This window comes from Nocardia yamanashiensis NBRC 100130, from assembly GCF_001613325.1.
GTDB lineage: Bacteria > Actinomycetota > Actinomycetes > Mycobacteriales > Mycobacteriaceae > Nocardia > Nocardia yamanashiensis.
On record NZ_BDCD01000005.1, the window covers coordinates 133,283 to 148,301 of the forward strand.

Annotated in this window: 17 protein-coding genes; 8 read left to right on the forward strand and 9 right to left on the reverse strand. The window is 68.2% G+C overall.

What is annotated here, in order from left to right; genetic code table 11:
- Positions 1 to 39: 39 nt before the first annotated feature.
- On the reverse strand, positions 40 to 921 hold the full coding sequence (locus NY1_RS05600) for an endonuclease/exonuclease/phosphatase family protein (protein ID WP_067709124.1): 882 nt from the start codon (positions 919 to 921) through the stop codon (positions 40 to 42).
- A 140-nt stretch (positions 922 to 1,061) separates the two neighbouring features.
- Between NY1_RS05600 and NY1_RS05605 the strand changes: the two genes are divergently transcribed.
- Complete coding sequence (locus NY1_RS05605) at positions 1,062 to 1,913, forward strand: alpha/beta fold hydrolase (protein ID WP_067709126.1); 852 nt, start codon at positions 1,062 to 1,064, stop codon at positions 1,911 to 1,913.
- Positions 1,914 to 1,952: 39 nt separating this feature from the next.
- Here the strand turns inward: NY1_RS05605 and NY1_RS05610 are convergent, their stop codons facing one another.
- Entirely contained in the window at positions 1,953 to 2,699 is a 747-nt protein-coding gene (locus tag NY1_RS05610; protein WP_067709127.1) for an SCO6745 family protein, read from the reverse strand.
- 289 nt (positions 2,700 to 2,988) lie between these two features.
- On the opposite strand from NY1_RS05610, the gene NY1_RS05615 reads away from it, so the two are divergent.
- The gene (locus NY1_RS05615) at positions 2,989 to 3,699 is read left to right on the forward strand and encodes a metal-dependent hydrolase (RefSeq protein ID WP_067709129.1); all 711 of its coding nucleotides are present in this window, start codon (positions 2,989 to 2,991) and stop codon (positions 3,697 to 3,699) included.
- Positions 3,700 to 3,770: 71 nt separating this feature from the next.
- Positions 3,771 to 4,265, forward strand: a complete 495-nt coding sequence (locus tag NY1_RS05620; RefSeq protein WP_067709131.1) for a phosphoribosyltransferase — start codon at positions 3,771 to 3,773, stop codon at positions 4,263 to 4,265.
- 69 nt (positions 4,266 to 4,334) lie between these two features.
- Here the strand turns inward: NY1_RS05620 and NY1_RS05625 are convergent, their stop codons facing one another.
- On the reverse strand, positions 4,335 to 4,826 hold the full coding sequence (locus NY1_RS05625; RefSeq protein ID WP_067709132.1) for a peptidylprolyl isomerase: 492 nt from the start codon (positions 4,824 to 4,826) through the stop codon (positions 4,335 to 4,337).
- Between the two features lie 179 nt (positions 4,827 to 5,005).
- Between NY1_RS05625 and NY1_RS05630 the strand changes: the two genes are divergently transcribed.
- The gene (locus tag NY1_RS05630) at positions 5,006 to 6,274 is read left to right on the forward strand and encodes a cytochrome P450 (protein ID WP_067709133.1); all 1,269 of its coding nucleotides are present in this window, start codon (positions 5,006 to 5,008) and stop codon (positions 6,272 to 6,274) included.
- 173 nt (positions 6,275 to 6,447) lie between these two features.
- Here the strand turns inward: NY1_RS05630 and gloA2 are convergent, their stop codons facing one another.
- The 3 genes from gloA2 to NY1_RS05645 all read right to left on the reverse strand — a co-directional run bounded on the left by gloA2 (position 6,448) and on the right by NY1_RS05645 (position 8,725).
- A complete protein-coding gene (gloA2, locus tag NY1_RS05635) occupies positions 6,448 to 6,834 on the reverse strand; it encodes an SMU1112c/YaeR family gloxylase I-like metalloprotein (RefSeq protein WP_067709134.1) in 387 nt (128 codons plus the stop codon).
- Between the two features lie 201 nt (positions 6,835 to 7,035).
- Positions 7,036 to 7,887, reverse strand: coding sequence for a fructosamine kinase family protein (locus NY1_RS05640; RefSeq protein ID WP_067709136.1), 852 nt, complete (start codon positions 7,885 to 7,887; stop codon positions 7,036 to 7,038).
- A 46-nt stretch (positions 7,888 to 7,933) separates the two neighbouring features.
- Positions 7,934 to 8,725 carry a helix-turn-helix domain-containing protein gene (locus NY1_RS05645; RefSeq protein WP_067709137.1) on the reverse strand — a complete coding sequence of 264 codons (792 nt, stop codon included), beginning with the start codon at positions 8,723 to 8,725 and terminating at the stop codon, positions 7,934 to 7,936.
- A 144-nt stretch (positions 8,726 to 8,869) separates the two neighbouring features.
- Between NY1_RS05645 and msrB the strand changes: the two genes are divergently transcribed.
- Together msrB and msrA are read left to right on the forward strand one after the other, a co-directional pair.
- Positions 8,870 to 9,325 carry a peptide-methionine (R)-S-oxide reductase MsrB gene (gene msrB, locus NY1_RS05650; protein ID WP_067709139.1) on the forward strand — a complete coding sequence of 152 codons (456 nt, stop codon included), beginning with the start codon at positions 8,870 to 8,872 and terminating at the stop codon, positions 9,323 to 9,325.
- The gene (gene msrA / locus NY1_RS05655) at positions 9,322 to 9,837 is read left to right on the forward strand and encodes a peptide-methionine (S)-S-oxide reductase MsrA (protein WP_067709141.1); all 516 of its coding nucleotides are present in this window, start codon (positions 9,322 to 9,324) and stop codon (positions 9,835 to 9,837) included. Before msrB ends, msrA begins: the two co-directional genes overlap by 4 nt.
- 63 nt (positions 9,838 to 9,900) lie before the next feature.
- On the opposite strand, the gene NY1_RS05660 is transcribed toward msrA, so the two are convergent.
- From NY1_RS05660 to NY1_RS05670, 3 genes are all read right to left on the reverse strand, one after another.
- The gene (locus NY1_RS05660) at positions 9,901 to 10,767 is read right to left on the reverse strand and encodes an NAD(P)H-binding protein (protein ID WP_084534679.1); all 867 of its coding nucleotides are present in this window, start codon (positions 10,765 to 10,767) and stop codon (positions 9,901 to 9,903) included.
- Positions 10,768 to 10,899: 132 nt separating this feature from the next.
- Positions 10,900 to 12,852, reverse strand: a complete 1,953-nt coding sequence (locus tag NY1_RS05665) for a CocE/NonD family hydrolase (protein ID WP_067709144.1) — start codon at positions 12,850 to 12,852, stop codon at positions 10,900 to 10,902.
- A 204-nt stretch (positions 12,853 to 13,056) separates the two neighbouring features.
- Positions 13,057 to 13,623 carry a sugar O-acetyltransferase gene (locus tag NY1_RS05670; RefSeq protein WP_439955996.1) on the reverse strand — a complete coding sequence of 189 codons (567 nt, stop codon included), beginning with the start codon at positions 13,621 to 13,623 and terminating at the stop codon, positions 13,057 to 13,059.
- A gap of 54 nt (positions 13,624 to 13,677) precedes the next feature.
- On the opposite strand from NY1_RS05670, the gene NY1_RS05675 reads away from it, so the two are divergent.
- Both NY1_RS05675 and NY1_RS05680 read left to right on the forward strand, forming a co-directional pair.
- A complete protein-coding gene (locus NY1_RS05675) occupies positions 13,678 to 14,574 on the forward strand; it encodes a TIGR03619 family F420-dependent LLM class oxidoreductase (RefSeq protein WP_067709148.1) in 897 nt (298 codons plus the stop codon).
- Positions 14,575 to 14,670: 96 nt separating this feature from the next.
- Positions 14,671 to 15,015, forward strand: a complete 345-nt coding sequence (locus tag NY1_RS05680) for an iron chaperone (protein ID WP_067709150.1) — start codon at positions 14,671 to 14,673, stop codon at positions 15,013 to 15,015.
- The last annotated feature ends 4 nt before the right edge of the window (positions 15,016 to 15,019 follow it).

A 15,019-nucleotide genomic window follows, 5' to 3' on the forward strand; every position in this document is an offset into this window, starting at 1 on the left:
CCCCGCGAACCAACACCTGGTTCGCGGGGCGCACGGCGTTTATCGGGCCGGTTTCTGCGGCCACCGCACATCGGCGACCAGACCGTAGTGATCGCTGGCGAGGATGCCGGTGAGCGGTTCGTGGAAGGCCAGATCGACCTCGAGCAGCCGGCCCGCGCCCTCGGGCCGCAGGAACGGATCCCCCACCAGCACATAGTCGATGCGTTGCGGCGGCACGTTCAGGAACCGCGCCTGCGGATTGGTCAGCGGGTCCATGGTGCGCCCGGCCTCACCGGGCCGCAGCGTCGACCACGCGTCCACGTAATGGGTACTGCGACCCTCGATGACGGCATTGGCGTTCAGGAACCGCATCTCGTCGGATTCGGGTTTGGCGTTGAAGTCCCCGCACAGGATCGGCGGCAGCGGCGTGCTGGCCGGTTCGTGGCGGGCGCGGATGGCCTCGTCGATCGCCAGCACCTGCCGCACCCGCTGATAGGCCTGCGCGGGCGGCGGCGCGAGATGGGTACTGAACACATCCGCCCCGCCGGTGCGGGCGTAGAGCAGTTCGGCCTGCATGGTCCAGGACGGGTGCGGGTCCGGCGGGGACGGATCGACCGGTAGCGCGATCACTTCGTGCCGGTCGATGGGCCAGCGGCTCAGCACCGCCGATCCGAAGCGCAGGGTCGGGCGGTCGGGCAGGAACGGCAGCGGGTATCCGCCGAAACACCAGTGCCAGTGCACTTGCGGTGCGTTCTCGACCAGCCAGGCGGCGGTATTGCTGCCGGGTTCGGCGGTGTCCTCCCATACTTCCTGCAGGCACACCAGGTCCGGGTCGAGCCGGTCGAACCAGGCCAGGATCTCCTGCCGTCGCCGCTCCCAGTGCGGTTCCAGCAGCGATCCCATGTTCAGCTGCGCGATCCGCAGCACTCCCGCCTGCGCCATACCGGTTCCTTCCTACGGTCCAGCCCTCGAGACTAGGCGCTCGCGGCGGGTGTGTGCGAGCGAAATGCGTATGGGCCGTGCGGTTCTCGGCGAGCGAACATTCCCCGACAGAAACTGAAACTTGTTCTAGTGTGGAGCGGGTGGAGATCACATACGAAAGCACCCGGCGGGAAATCCGCACCGACCACGGCATCCTGCGCTACCACGAAGCCGGCGACGGACCCCCGCTCATCCTGCTGCACGGCTCCGGCATCGGCGTCACCGGCTGGCGCAACTACCGCGGCAACCTCGGCGTCCTTGCCGAGCACTTCCACTGCTACGCACTCGAATTCCCCGGCTTCGGCGTCAGCGACCCCGTCCCCGGACACCCGGTCCTGACCGCCGTCGACTCCGTCATCTGGTTCATGGACGCCCTGGGCCTGCAATCGGCCGCCCTCATCGGCAATTCCATGGGCGGCGTCGTCGCGGTCAATGTCGCCGTCAAACACCCCGACCGGGTGGAGAAGATCATCTCCATCGGCGGGGTCGGCACCGGACTGTTCGGCCCCACCCCCAGCGAAGGCACCCGGCTGCTGCAGCAGTTCGCCGACGCCCCCAGCCGAGACGGGCTGCTGCGCTGGCTCGAATGCATGGTCTACGACCCGAAGATGCTCACCGACGACCTCATCGAGGAACGCTGGAAAACCGCCGAGCATCCCGAATCGCATGCCGCGCTCAAAGCCATGTACGGGTCGGAAGCCTTTGCCATCCAACAGCAATTCCTCACCAACTCCCACACCCCGCCCTACTGGGCGCTGCTGCATCAGGTCAAATGCCCGACCCTGCTGGCCTGGGGCGCCGACGACCGGCAATGCCCCCTCGACATGGCCCTGGTACCGCTGCGCGTCATCCCCGACGCGGAACTGCACGTGTTCCCCAAATGCGGGCACTGGGTCATGTACGAAGCCAAGCAGGCCTTCGAACGGGTGAGCCTCGAGTTCCTACAACGCTGAAACCATCCGGGGCGGTGACAGCACCGCCCCGCAAGCGCCTCAGCGGCGGGCGAACACGGCCTCGTGACAGGCGGTCAGCAGCGCCACCAGCTCCTGGCCCTCCGCCTCGTCCAGCACCGCGAACACCGGCAGGCTCAGCTCGTCGGTGAGCGCCTCGGCCTGCATCCAGCGGCCCTTCAACTCGGGGGTGATATCCTCGAACGGTTCCGCCCAGCCGTAACTGCGCGCCTGATCCGGACCCGACGCCAGCGGCGAACCCGCGATCAGCACCGCCTGCAACGGCGTCAGACCGCTCGCGCGCACCGCCATCAGATGCAGACCGCCGCGCAGCTCCCGCAACGCCTGAATCAGGTGCAAAATCCGCGCCGGGGCGTCCTGCGCCCGCGGCAGCGCCCGCCAGCCCGCGAACAACGGCACCCCCGCCGGATCCGCCGCCGACACCACCTTCTCCAGGAGCTCGGCCAGCCGCTCGGCCGGTGCGAAACCGGCCAGCTTGCGACGCCCGAAATCCTGGCAGGCCCGCAGATAGCCCTCCGCGCCCTTGGCCGCCGAAGTCGCCGCCGTCGCCTCCCAGGCCGCGCGCACCGGACCGGCCGGGAAGAAACCGAACGCCGCCACCACGATCTCGGCGGGCACCTCACCCAGCGCGCCCGCGCGGCCGCGGGTGTAGGCGGGCAGGAAGCCGGGCACCCCCACCTCCGCGGCGAAGGCCTTGGCTTCGCGGGAGAACATGAATCCCCCACCGACCTGCTGGATCTGATCCTTCACGGCGGACGCTACCGACATGTCCGTTCCTCTCTGAGCGGAAAAGCGTATTCGGCTCCGACACTATTTCACCAGAATTCGGACGGCGTACAGGGGCCGCCGAAACCGACCCTTCGGGACCAAACGAACTCCGCCACAGCCACTTTCGAATGTCGTACCCTCGAAAGCAACGAGAGGTGAGCACCATGACCGGCCGACCAGCACCACACACCGGCGCCCCCGCACGCGCGAACCCCGTTGCCGCCGAACGTTCCTCACCTCACACCCGGACCTCCCGGCCCCAACCGTTAATTCAGCTAACGTTCACGCGGTGCTAGGACATTCACACGCGACCAGCGGCGCCCTCGCCTGGTCGGCAGCAGCCGCGGCGCTCCCGCTCACCGTATTGACATACCCCGCAATGCAATCCGGCGCCATCGGCGGCGTCGACCTCGTCATGGGCACCTTCCTCACCGCCGGCGCCGCCCTGCTCCCCGACGCCGACCACCCCAACGGCACCATCTCCCACGTCCTGGGACCCGTCTCGCACGCCGCCTGCAAAGCCATATCGATGATCTCCGGCGGACACCGCCACGGCACCCACAGCTTCCTGTTCGTCGCCCTCGTCACCTACGGCACCTGGGCCGGCGAACACTGGATCGGCCGCAACTTCACCCTCGCCCTCGTCTTCTTCCTGCTCGCCCTCGCCATCCGCGCCCTCAACCTCGCACCCACCGGCGACAGCATCAAAGCCTGGGGCACCGTCGTCATCCTCGCCGCCTGCGGCACCTTCGCCATCGACCACTGGATCAGCGACAAACCCGCCTGGCTGCCCTTCTCCGTCGGCCTCGGCGCCCTCGCCCACCTCATCGGCGACTGCCTCACCGACCGCGGCTGCCGGCTGCTCTGGCCCCTCAAGATCCGCACCCGGCTACCCCTCATCGACCGCACCGGCAACAAGATGGAAACCCTTGTCGTCGTACCGCTCTTCGCCCTCGGCACCCTCGCCCTGCTCTGGTACACCATCACCCACCAGCCCTGAACGACGGGAAACGGGGGCCATGCCCCCGAACCCCCGAAACGGCACCGCGAGAGCACCGTAAGATCGCCGGAATGAGCGATCGCGAGGAACTCAGCTGGGAACTATTCGGTGACGCGAGCCGCGAGCTCGCCCAGACCATCGCAGACGACGGATTCGAACCCGACCTCATCCTCTCGATCGCCCGCGGCGGCCTCTTCGTCGCCGGATCCCTCGGCTACGCCCTCGACGTCAAAAACCTCCACGTCATGAACGTCGAGTTCTACACCGGCGTCAACCAGCGCCTCGACCTGCCGGTCATGCTGCCGCCGGTCCCCAGCAAAGTCGACCTCACCGGCGCCACCGTCCTGGTCGCCGACGACGTCGCCGACACCGGCAAAACCCTCAAACTCGTACGCGACTTCTGCGCCGACCACGTCGCCGAAGTCCGCTGCGCGGTCATCTACCAGAAACCGCACTCCGAAGTCGACTGCGAATACGTCTGGAAACGCACCGACCGCTGGATCAACTTCCCCTGGTCCGTACTGCCCCCGGTCGCCAAGCACGAAGTCCGCGTCCTCGACGCCTGAACGACGAAAACACAACGCGCCGGGTTCGATTCGAACCCGGCGCGTACTCGTTCGCTACGAAACGACCGATCAGACCAGCTCGGCCGACAGGATCGTGATCGGCTCGGTCGGCACGTCACCGTGACCCGCCTTGTTGCCGGTCCGCACACCCTCGATCTGATCCACCACATCGGTGCCCTCGACAACCTTGCCGAACACCGCGTAACCCCAGCCGTCCTGGCCCGGGTAGTTCAGGAAATCGTTCTTGCTGGTGTTGATGAAGAACTGCGCGCTCGCCGAATGCGGATCCGACGTACGGGCCATCGCCACCGTGTACTTGTCGTTCTTCAGGCCGTTGTTCGCCTCGTTGGTCACCTTGTTCGGAGCCGGCTTCTGCGCCATATCCGCAGTCATGCCGCCGCCCTGAACCATGAAGCCCCGGATCACGCGATGGAACACCGTGTCCGCGTAGTGGCCCGCCTTGACGTAGTCGACGAAATTCGCGACGGTCTTGGGCGCCTTGGCCTCATCGAGTTCCAGGGTGATATCCCCGGCGGAGGTCTTCAGGAGCACTTTGGTCATGCGCCCCATCGTATGGGAGACCCGGAACGGATAACCGCGCGGCACCGCAAGACCACGATACGAACCACGCAAATGATTGCGGCACAACCACACTGGGCACCCCAAGGCTTGTTCGCCGAAACCAGAGACACACCGGGCAGGGGGCCGACCGGTCTGTACGTCCGGGCGAGGAGACAACCATGACCACAACCGAACCCACCGGCGCCTACCTCCAGCTCTTCGAACAAGGCACCAGACCCGACCCCTACCCCCTCTACGAACAACTCCGCGACCACGGACCCCTCCGCCTCCCCGGCGCACCCATCGTCCTCATCGCCCGCCACACCGACTGCCACACCCTCCTGCGCGACCCCCGCTCCCGCGTCGAAATGTCCATGCCGAAACTGCGCTTCGGCTTCCTCGCCGCCACGGGCAACACACCCGACCCCGGCGGCACCCCCGCCCGCATGCTCGCCCCACGCAGCAACCCGTCCTTCCTCTTCCTCGACCCACCCGACCACACCCGGCTGCGCCGCCTCGTCCAGAAAGCCTTCACACCCCGCGTCATCGCCCGGCTCGAACCACGCATCACCGCCTTCACCGACCAGGTCTACGACCGGCTCGCCGGCAGCGACCGCTTCGACCTCGTCGAAACCCTCGCCTACCCGCTGCCCATCACCGTCATCTGCGAACTCCTCGGCATCCCCCTCGACGACGAACCCCAACTCCGGCGACTCTCCGCCCAACTCGCCCGCCTCCTCGACCCCGCCGCACCCAACCACCCCGGCTTCGGCAACGACCTCGCCGAAATGATCAGCGCACGCGAAGAACTCGACGACTACTTCGACCGGCTCGCCGCCGCACGCCGCGGCGAACCCGGACCCGACCTGCTCTCCCAGCTCATCGCCGCCGAGGACGCCGGCGACAAACTCACCCACGAAGAACTCATCTCCACCTGCGGGCTACTGCTCATCGCCGGACACGAAACGACCGTCAACCTCATCTCCAATACCGTGCTGGCACTGCTGCGCCGGCCCGAACTCATGGACGCGCTGCGCGCCGATCCCGCGCTCGCCGGAGCCGTGGTCGAGGAGACCCTGCGGTACGACCCGCCCGTACAGCTGGTGCCGCGCATCGCCGGCGAGGACATGCGCATCGGCGGAACCGATATCGCCGCGGGCGAAGTCGTCATCGCACTGCTCGCGGCCGCCAATCGCGACCCCGACGTATTCCCCGAACCCGCGAACTTCGAACTGGAGCGCGAGAATCGGCACCTGTCCTTCGGACTCGGCACGCACTTCTGCCTCGGAGCGCCGCTCGCCCGGCTCGAAACCCGCATCGCCATCGCACGATTCGCGCAACGGGTGCGCGGAGCAAGGCTGATCAGCGATCCCCCCGTGTACCGGCCGCACGTCAACCTGCGCGGACCCGCTTCGCTGCCAATCGAATTCGACACGATCACGGCGTAAGCGACCGTGCGAGGGTCAGCCCTCTCCTATTAGAAGCTCTTTAGTCGATTCGGTTGAATCGGAACGTTGATCGAGTGGTGAGGCGAGTGTCTTTGAGATGGAGGAAAACATGCGTAGATGCGCATAGTGTCATCTCCTAATCAGAGATCCGTCCAGCCCAGGCCGGCCACAGCTCACGCTTCATACAGCTCGAGCGGCAGATCATCCGGATCCGAGAAGAACGCGAAGCGCTTGCCGGTGTACTCGTCCACCCGCACCTCCTCCACCCGCACGCCATGACCAGCCAATTCCGCCAGGGCCTCCCCCACATTCGGCACCAGAAACGCCAGATGCCGCAGGCCGGCGGCCTCCGGGCGAGAGAGCCGCGGCGGCGGCTCCGGGAACGAGAACAGCTCCAGCTGCCCACCGTCCGGCAGCGCCAGATCGAGTTTGTACGAGCGCCTTTCGGCCCGATAATGCTCGGCCAGCACCTTCAGCCCGAGCACCTCGGTGTAGAACGCCTTCGACTTCTCGTAGTCCGAGGCGATGATCGCGACGTGATGGATCCGCTGCAGCTCCACCCGGCAAACGCTAGACCACCCCTCCGACAGAAATCAGCCGGCGCGGCGGAGGCCTCCCCTCCCCCAGGCTGTTCTTTAGGTCAGTTCGCCTATTTCTGGCGCCACCCCGACTAACTGAGCCACACATGCGTAGATGCGCATATTTCCATTAAAGTATGTAATAGATGGAGATTGACCTGCCACGACGCAGCTCCGGTACGGCTAGATCGCGAGGGCGGCGGCCGCGGCGGCGAGCAACATCCCGCGATACATCCCGCCGAAAAGGACGACGTGCACCAGCAGCGGATGCAGCTGGTGCAATGGAATGCGTTGCCGCCAGCCGGAACTCAGCGGCGCGGCCTCGACGTACGCGGCGAAGACGCGCTCGAGCTGGGGCGATCCGAACAGGGCGAGCATGGCCAGGTCGGTTTCCCGGTGCCCGCCGTGGGCGGCCGGATCGATCAGCCGCACTCCCCCACCGGTCCAGAGCACATTCCCCGACCACAGATCGCCGTGAATGCGGCTCGGCGGTTCCGGTGGCCCGGCCAGGTCCGCGATCCGGTTCATGACCTGTTCGACGAGCCGGACCCCGTCACGGCCGAGATGTGGTGCGGCGGCGGGCAGGTAGGGCGCGAGGCGGCGTTCCGCGTACCAGCTCCCCCATTCGCCGGCGCTCGGTGAATTGTCCAGGGGCAGTTCGGCGATATAGCCGGGCCAGGGCGCGCCGTAGCCGGGCGGACTCGCGGCGTGGAGCTGGGCCAGGGCGCGGCCGAAGGCTTCGGCGGCATCGGCGGAGGCGGGTTCGGTTGTCAGCCAGGGCAGTACGAGCACGTGATCGTCGGCGGCCAGGACGTGCGGGACGAGCCGGGCGTCGCCCGCGTCCAGCCAGCGCAGTCCGGCGGCTTCGGCTTCGAGGACGCGGGGGTCGCCGTCCTGGTCGAGGGCTTTGACGAAGAGGTCTGTCCCGCGCGCGGTTTCGGCGCGGTGCAGGGTCCATTCGTGGTTGTGCCCGATGGTGTCGAGCCGGGTGATGGTGTCGCCGAGCAGCCCGCCCAGGTGCGCGGTGAGGTCCATGACGACCCATTCTGGCCGATGCCGACCGGTCGCGTCGCTGACTCGGCTATTCGGCCGGGAGGGCGATCCGTTCGCGCAGGAACGCGCCGGTGACGGCGTCGGCCGGGAAGAAGGCTTCGATGGCGAGTTCGGCGACGGTGACGTTCATGGGGGTGCCGAAGACCGTGGTGACGCTGATGAACGCGAGTTCCTGCCCTTCGAGCCGCAGTCGCAGCGGGACGACGGCCTGGTCGGGTTCGGGCAGTCCGGGTGCGTCCTCGCCGCCGGGGTAGGCGCGGAGTTCCTCGAGCAGGGCGATGAGTTCGGGTGCCCCGCTGACGTCGATCTGCCGTTGTAGTCGTTCGAAGAGGTGCCCGCGCCATTCGGGGAGATTGATGATGGCGGGTGCGAGCCCGTCCGGGTGCAGGCTCAGGCGCAGGGCGTTGACGGGCTGGGCGAGCAGTCGCGGGTCGACGCCGGCGAGGAAGAGCCCGATGCCGGCGTTCGCGTCGACCATGTTCCAGCCGGCGTCGACGGCGAGGGCGGGGTGTGGTTCGTGGCCGGTGAGGATTTGGCGGATGGCGCTGCGTACGGGTGCCATGGCGGGGGTGTCCAGGTCGGGTTCGGTGTAGACGGGTGCGTAGCCGGCGGCGAGGAGCATGCGGTTGCGTTCGCGGAGGGGGATGTCGAGTTCGTCGGACAGGTGCAGGATCATCTGGCGGCTCGGGACGGCGCGGCCGGTTTCGATGAAACTGAGGTGCCGCGTGGAGGTTTCGGCTCGGCCGGCCAGTTCGAGCTGGCTGAGCCGCCGGGTGGTGCGCCAGTGTCGCAGTAGATCCCCGGCCGTCTGTGTACGCATGGTCCGATCCTACGAACGGGGTGCGGGGTGATCCATTACCTGCCGGGTAATCGCGATGGTGACGAAAGTCTGACGTGGGTGGGTGCGGGGAACGGATCGCGGCGGGCCTCGCGTTGTATCGGTGTGCCACCACGAGGAGGTCCAATGGCCAAGGAGTACATCAAGAACCCCGCCGCGGTCGACGCGCTGTCGCCGGAGCAGTATCGGGTGACGCAGGAGAACGGTACGGAGCGGGCGTTCACGGGCGAGTACTGGGACAATCACGAGCCGGGTATCTATGTCGATGTGGTGTCCGGTGAGCCGTTGTTCGCGTCGGTCGACAAGTTCGACAGCGGGACGGGCTGGCCGAGTTTCACGCGTCCGGTGGAGTCGGCGAATGTGGTCGAGAAGCGGGATCTGTCGCATCTGATGATTCGTACCGAGGTGCGGTCGGCGCACGGTGACAGTCATCTCGGGCATGTGTTCACCGATGGTCCGCGGGCCGAGGGCGGGCTGCGCTACTGCATCAATTCGGCCGCGCTGCGTTTCGTTCCGCTCGATAGATTCGATGCGGAAGGCTATTCCGAGTACAAGGCTCTTTTCACGAAGGAGGAAGCGTGACCGACACGCGTAAGGCGATTCTGGCGGGTGGCTGCTTCTGGGGTATGCAGGATCTGATCCGTAAGCAGCCCGGTGTGCTGGCGACGCGGGTCGGCTACACCGGTGGCCGGAACGATCACCCCACCTATCGCAATCATCCGGGTCATGCCGAGGCGATCGAGATCGAGTACGACCCGGCGGTGACGGACTATCGGGCGCTGCTGGAGTATTTCTTCCAGATTCATGATCCGACGACGAAGGATCGGCAGGGGAATGATGTCGGTACTTCCTATCGGTCGGCCATCTTCTATACCGATGCCGAGCAGCAGGCGGTGGCACTCGACACGATCGCGGATGTGGAGGCGTCGGGTCTGTGGCCGGGCAAGGTGGTGACGGAGGTGACGCCGGCGGCTGATTTCTGGGAGGCCGAGCCGGAGCATCAGGATTATCTGGAGCGTTACCCGAACGGGTACACCTGTCACTTCCCGCGTCCGGATTGGAAGTTGCCGAAGCGGGCGGCTGCCGGTCAGTGATCGGGTAGTCGAATAGTCGCGGCGCCGCCGGAATCTTCCGGCGGCGCTGTCGTTTTCGTGGTGCTAGTGGCCGGGGCGGTGGATGGCGTAGTCGGCGAGGGTGATGGGTGGGTGGCCGCCGAGTTCGTGGATGGCGGGGGTGACTTGGTAGAGGCCGGTGCCTTCGCTCAGGAGGCGGAAGATCTCCCAGAGTTTGGTGAGGTGGTCGGCGGCGTGGCGGGTGCCGTAGTACTCGAGGGCCCAGGCGTGCCAGGTGTCGGGGTCGATGTCGCGGTAGGTGCGTCCGAGGGTGCGGGCCGCGGTGCCGATGGCCTGGACGTCTCCGGTGAGGTGGACGACCGGTTCGGTTTTCCGTGCGGGGTCGGCGAGGAGGGCGGCGGCGACGCGGGCGACGTCGGCGGCGGCGACGAGCGGTAGTTCGGTGTGCTCGGGTCCGAGCGGGAGGGTGAGCGTGTTCGGGTCGCCGGTGTCGGCGATGAGTGCGAGGTTTTCGTGGAAGACGGCGGCGCGGAGATGGCTCGCGCCGATATCGGCCCAGTCGAGTATTTGTTCGGCGACCCAGTGCTGGCGCATGCGCGGGGTGAAGGCGTCGGGTCCGGCGGCGAGCTGGGAGACGGCGACGACGCGTTCGAGGCCGGTTTCGCGGGCGGCGACGGCGAAGGCGCCGGCGGCGTCGAGGAGGCCGTCGATGACGGGGTAGGTGAAGTAGGCGGCGCGGACGCCCTCGAGTGCGGTTCGGGCGTCGGCGAGGTCGCGGAGGTCGCCGACGAGGACTTTCGCGCCGAGGGCGCGGAGGACGGTCGCGCGTTCGTCGTCGCGATGGACGAGGGCGCGCACGGGTATGCCGCGTCCGAGTAGTTGCGCTGTGAGATGCCGCCCGGTCGACCCCTGTCGTCCCCCGGCGGCACCGGTGACGAGTACCGGCTCCATCTCCCCACGGTACGGGCTTCCCCGTTGCGCCACAGCCACTTCCGCCGCTCCGCTCCCCCGGCGGGTGTTGACCTTGGTACCTCACCGTGGGTTTTGTCCGGTTTTGCCACGGTGGTGTACCGAGGTCGATTCTCAGGCGGGGCGTTCGGTGGGGGCTGGTTCTTGGAGGTCGGTGGCGAGGAAGGTGAGGTGGCTGGGGTGGCGGGGGTCGAGGAGGAGGCTCTGGTCTTTGATGTGGCGGTTCACGGAGGGGGTGAGGAAGTAGCGGGGCCAGCTCGCGCGGGTGATCGTGACGCGGAGGCGGTGCCCGGCGCGGAGGATCGCTTCGGTGGCTGTGATGTCGATGTCGAGTTCGTGTGGGACGCCGGGCTTTACGGGGAGGACGCTTTCGGCGGTGAGTGGATGGTCGGGGACGAGGAGCGCTCCGTCGTGGTAGCGGCTGTTCTTCTCGTCGATGGCGCGACGGGTCGAGCGGAGGGCGCCGCGGGCGAGGACGGAGGAGGTGCCGTCGGGGGCGACGTCGCAGACGGTGGCGGCCCAGAAGGCTTCGGTGCCGCCGGCGGCGACGCGCAGGTGCAGGTTCAGGGGTCCGGTGAGGAGGGTGTCGGTGTCGAGGGGCGGGCTGGTGAAGGTGAGGGCGGCGGTTTCGTAGGCGCGGTCGTCGACGGACCAGTCGCGGCCGAGGAAGGTGGGGAGGCCGCAGAGGATCCAGCTCGTGGTCTGGGAGGCGAGGCCGGGGCGCTTGCGGGGCAGGCGGATTCGGCGCGGGTGCCGGTCGGGGTGGGCGGTGAGGGAGCCGTCGCTCGCGGCGTGCGGGGCCGCGCCGCTGGGTTCGTGTGAGAGGTACCAGGTATGGGTTCGGGCGGCGGGCGGGGTGAAGCTGTCGCGGCTGACCCAGCCGCCGCCGATCTGGCGGACGGTGACGGGCCCGTAGGCGTCGATGCCGTTGTCGATGCCTTTCACCCAGCGGTCGAAGAAGGCGCACTGCAGTTCGTCGAGGCGTTGCGGGTTCTCCTCGGCGCCGAAGCCGCTGCCGGGGTTGACGTGGTAGCCGTCCTCGATGACGAGTTGTGCCGCGCCGGGCGGTAATCCGAGGCGTTCGTAGAGGGCGGGTGCGGAGCGGGAGAAGACGTCGTGCCAGCCGGCGTGGATCCAGGTGGCGGCGGTGAAGTTCTCGAGCCGGGGGCGGCGTAGGCGGGCGTCGTCGTGGTAGAAGTGCTCGCGGTGCCCGTCGTCGAGGATGGCGCCGGTGATGTCGCCGAGGCGGGTGAAGGGGCTGGCGGCGCGGTCGCGCAGGTAGCGGGCGGCGGCGCCGGTTTTCACCAGGCCGGGGATAGAGGGTAGCCATTTCAGGCCGTTAACGCCGGCGAACCAGGCGAGGGTGAACATCGATTGGGTGCCGCCGGTCAGGATGAGGTCGCGGGTCGGGTCTTCGGACCCGACGAGGGAGAAGACCGCTTTGAGGCCTTCGGGGCGGTGTCCGGCGGTCTGGAGTGCCGTCAGGGCGAGGTAGGAGATGCCGGTCATGGCGAGATCGCCGTTGCACCAGGGCTGTTCGCGGACCCAGGCGAGGACTTCGAGGTGGTCGCGTTGTTCGCGGTCGGACATGATCTCGAGGCGGCCGGTGGAGGTGCCGGTGCCGCGTACGTCGACGGCGATGTGCACGTAGCCGCGGGAGATGAGGGTGCGGCTGGCGCGCACGGATTCGAGGGCGCCGCCGCCGAGGGCGCGCAGCATTTCCCGGCCGCCGGCGCGGCCGTGCGGGGAGGGTGGGACGAGGCGGTAGACGAGTGGTGCGGCGATCGAGACGGCGTTGATGACCAGGTTCGCGCGGGTCATGAGGGTTTTGTTGTAGGGGGTGAGGGTGATGACGGCCGGTAGCGGGGTGGTGATGGCGTGGCCGTCGCGGTCGGCGGGGCGGGTGATGTCGGCGGACAGGACGGTGCCGTCGCTCATCCGGATGGCGGTGCCGCGGTCGAGGTGGATGCGCGGGAAGATGGCGGGCCCGATCGGGAAGCGGGCGTTCGGCGGGAGCGGGACGTTCCGCGCGGGCAGGGCGGGCGAATGCTGGTGCGGTTGCGTCATGGTCGGCTCCTTTGCCGAGTCCGCCCGCCACCTCGCGGGCGCGTTGTCTCAGACGGTAGCGCGCCCGCGGGGTGTGTGTCATCGGTGCGAAGTGCCGAACTCCGGTGCCCGGACGGTGCATTCGACCAAGGTCCGGAAACGTTGCCGGACAGAGACTTTCACGTTATCCGGTACGACGCCGAGGTATCGGGGGCCGGGCGGGATTCACAGGTCCCGGATCACGCGGGCCGGATTGCCCGCGGCGAAGACCTTCTCCGGTAGCGAGCGCGTCACCACGCTGCCCGCACCGACGACGGTGTTCGCGCCGATGCTCACTCCCGGGCAGACGATCACCCCGCCGCCGAGCCACACGTTGTCGCCGATCGTGATGGGCGCGGCCGTCTCCCAGCGTTGCCGGCGCAGTTCGTGATCGTCCATCGGATGCAGGGCCGTGAGCAGCTGGGCGCGCGGGCCGATCGAGACGTCGTCGCCGATCGTCACCGGGGCGCAGTCCAGCACGATCGCGTCGTAGTTGAGGAAGCTGTTGCGGCCCAGGCGGATCAGATGCCCGTAGTCGCATTGGAAGCGCGGCATGATCCAGGAACCCTCCCCGATCTCCCCGAGCAGATTCTCCAGGATCGTCCGGCGCTGCGCGTCCTCCCCTGCGCGCGTGGCATTGAACTCATCCAGCAACTCCTGGCAGCGGCGGCGCTCGGCCAGGAGTTCGGGATCGTTATCGCGGTAGAGCTCACCGCGCAGCATGCGGTCCTTGTGTTCACCCACCCGACCCATCCTGCGCGACCGCGCCGCGTGTCGCACCCGCGTGTCTCTGGTATCACGGAGAGCGTGAAGATCGGATTCTCGCTCCCGCAGCACGGTTCGCAGGCCCGGCAGGGGGCGCAGGCGGCACGATTCGCCGCCGCGCTGGAAGCCGCCGGGGCCGACAGTCTCTGGGTCGGGGAACGGGTGCTGGCGGCGACCGCACCGAGCGTGGGGTACGCGGGCAAGGACACCATTCCCGAGGAATTCGATTCCGTGCTGGATCCTTTCGTGCTGCTCGGGATCGCGGCCGCGGTCACCGAGCGGGTGCGCCTGGGCACGAATGTGCTGATCGCGCCGCTGCATCGGGCGGCGTTCCTGGCGCGGTCGCTGACCACCCTGGACGTGGTCAGCGGTGGGCGGCTGGTGCCGGGGTTCGGGATCGGGTGGTCGCCGGAGGAGTACGAGGCGGCGGGGGTGCCGTTCGCGCGGCGCGGGGCGCGCCTGGAGGAGACTCTCGATGCGCTGGAAGCGATCTGGACCACCGATCCCGCCGGGTATCGGGGGCGGTTCGTGACGGTGCCGGAGCATCGCAGCGCCTTGGCGACGGTGCAGCGGCCGCGGCCGCCGATCTGGCTCGGGTCGTTCACGCCCGCCGGTTTGGCGCGGGTCGGGCGGCGCGCGGACGGATGGTTGCCGGTGGCGCCGGTGCCGGGGCCGCCGGGGTGGGGTAAGCAGTTGCTGAAACTGCGCGCCGTGGTGGATCAGGCGGCGGAGGCGGCCGGGCGGGATCCGGGGGCGATCGGGACCATCGTGCGGGTGAACGTGGCGGCGGGGGCCACCGCGGAGGCGATCGCGGACACGATCGAACAGGTCGCCGCCGAGACCGGATTCGACGATTTCTTCATCGATCTGATGTACGTGACAGATTCGGTGGACGGGATGCTGGGGCTGGCGACCGGGCTGCTGGACCGGCTGCGCTGACACGCCCGGCCCGGCTGCGGCCGGGTGCCGGCGTGGCGGCGGTAGCGTCGAGCCCCGGAAGCGCTGTAGCCCGGCCGGATACGGAAGGTGGCAGTCATGGCCGAGACGGTCCAGGAGTACCTGCAAGGGTTTCCCGGCGAGGTGCGGGCGCTGCTCGAGCAGGTGCGCACCACCATTCACCAGGCGGTGCCCGGGGCTACCGAGACCATCAGCTACGACGTGCCCGCCGTACAGATCGACGGGCATTCGGTGGTGTATTTCGCCGGGTGGAAGAAGCACCTCAGCGTGTATCCGGTGCCGGACGGGGATGCCGCGTTCGAGGCGGCCATCGCACCGTATCGCGCGGGTAAAGGGACGCTGAAGTTCCCGCTGGACAAGCCGATTCCCTACGCGCTGATCGGTGACGTGGCCGCGCGCCTGGCACGGCGGCGCGGCCACTGACTCC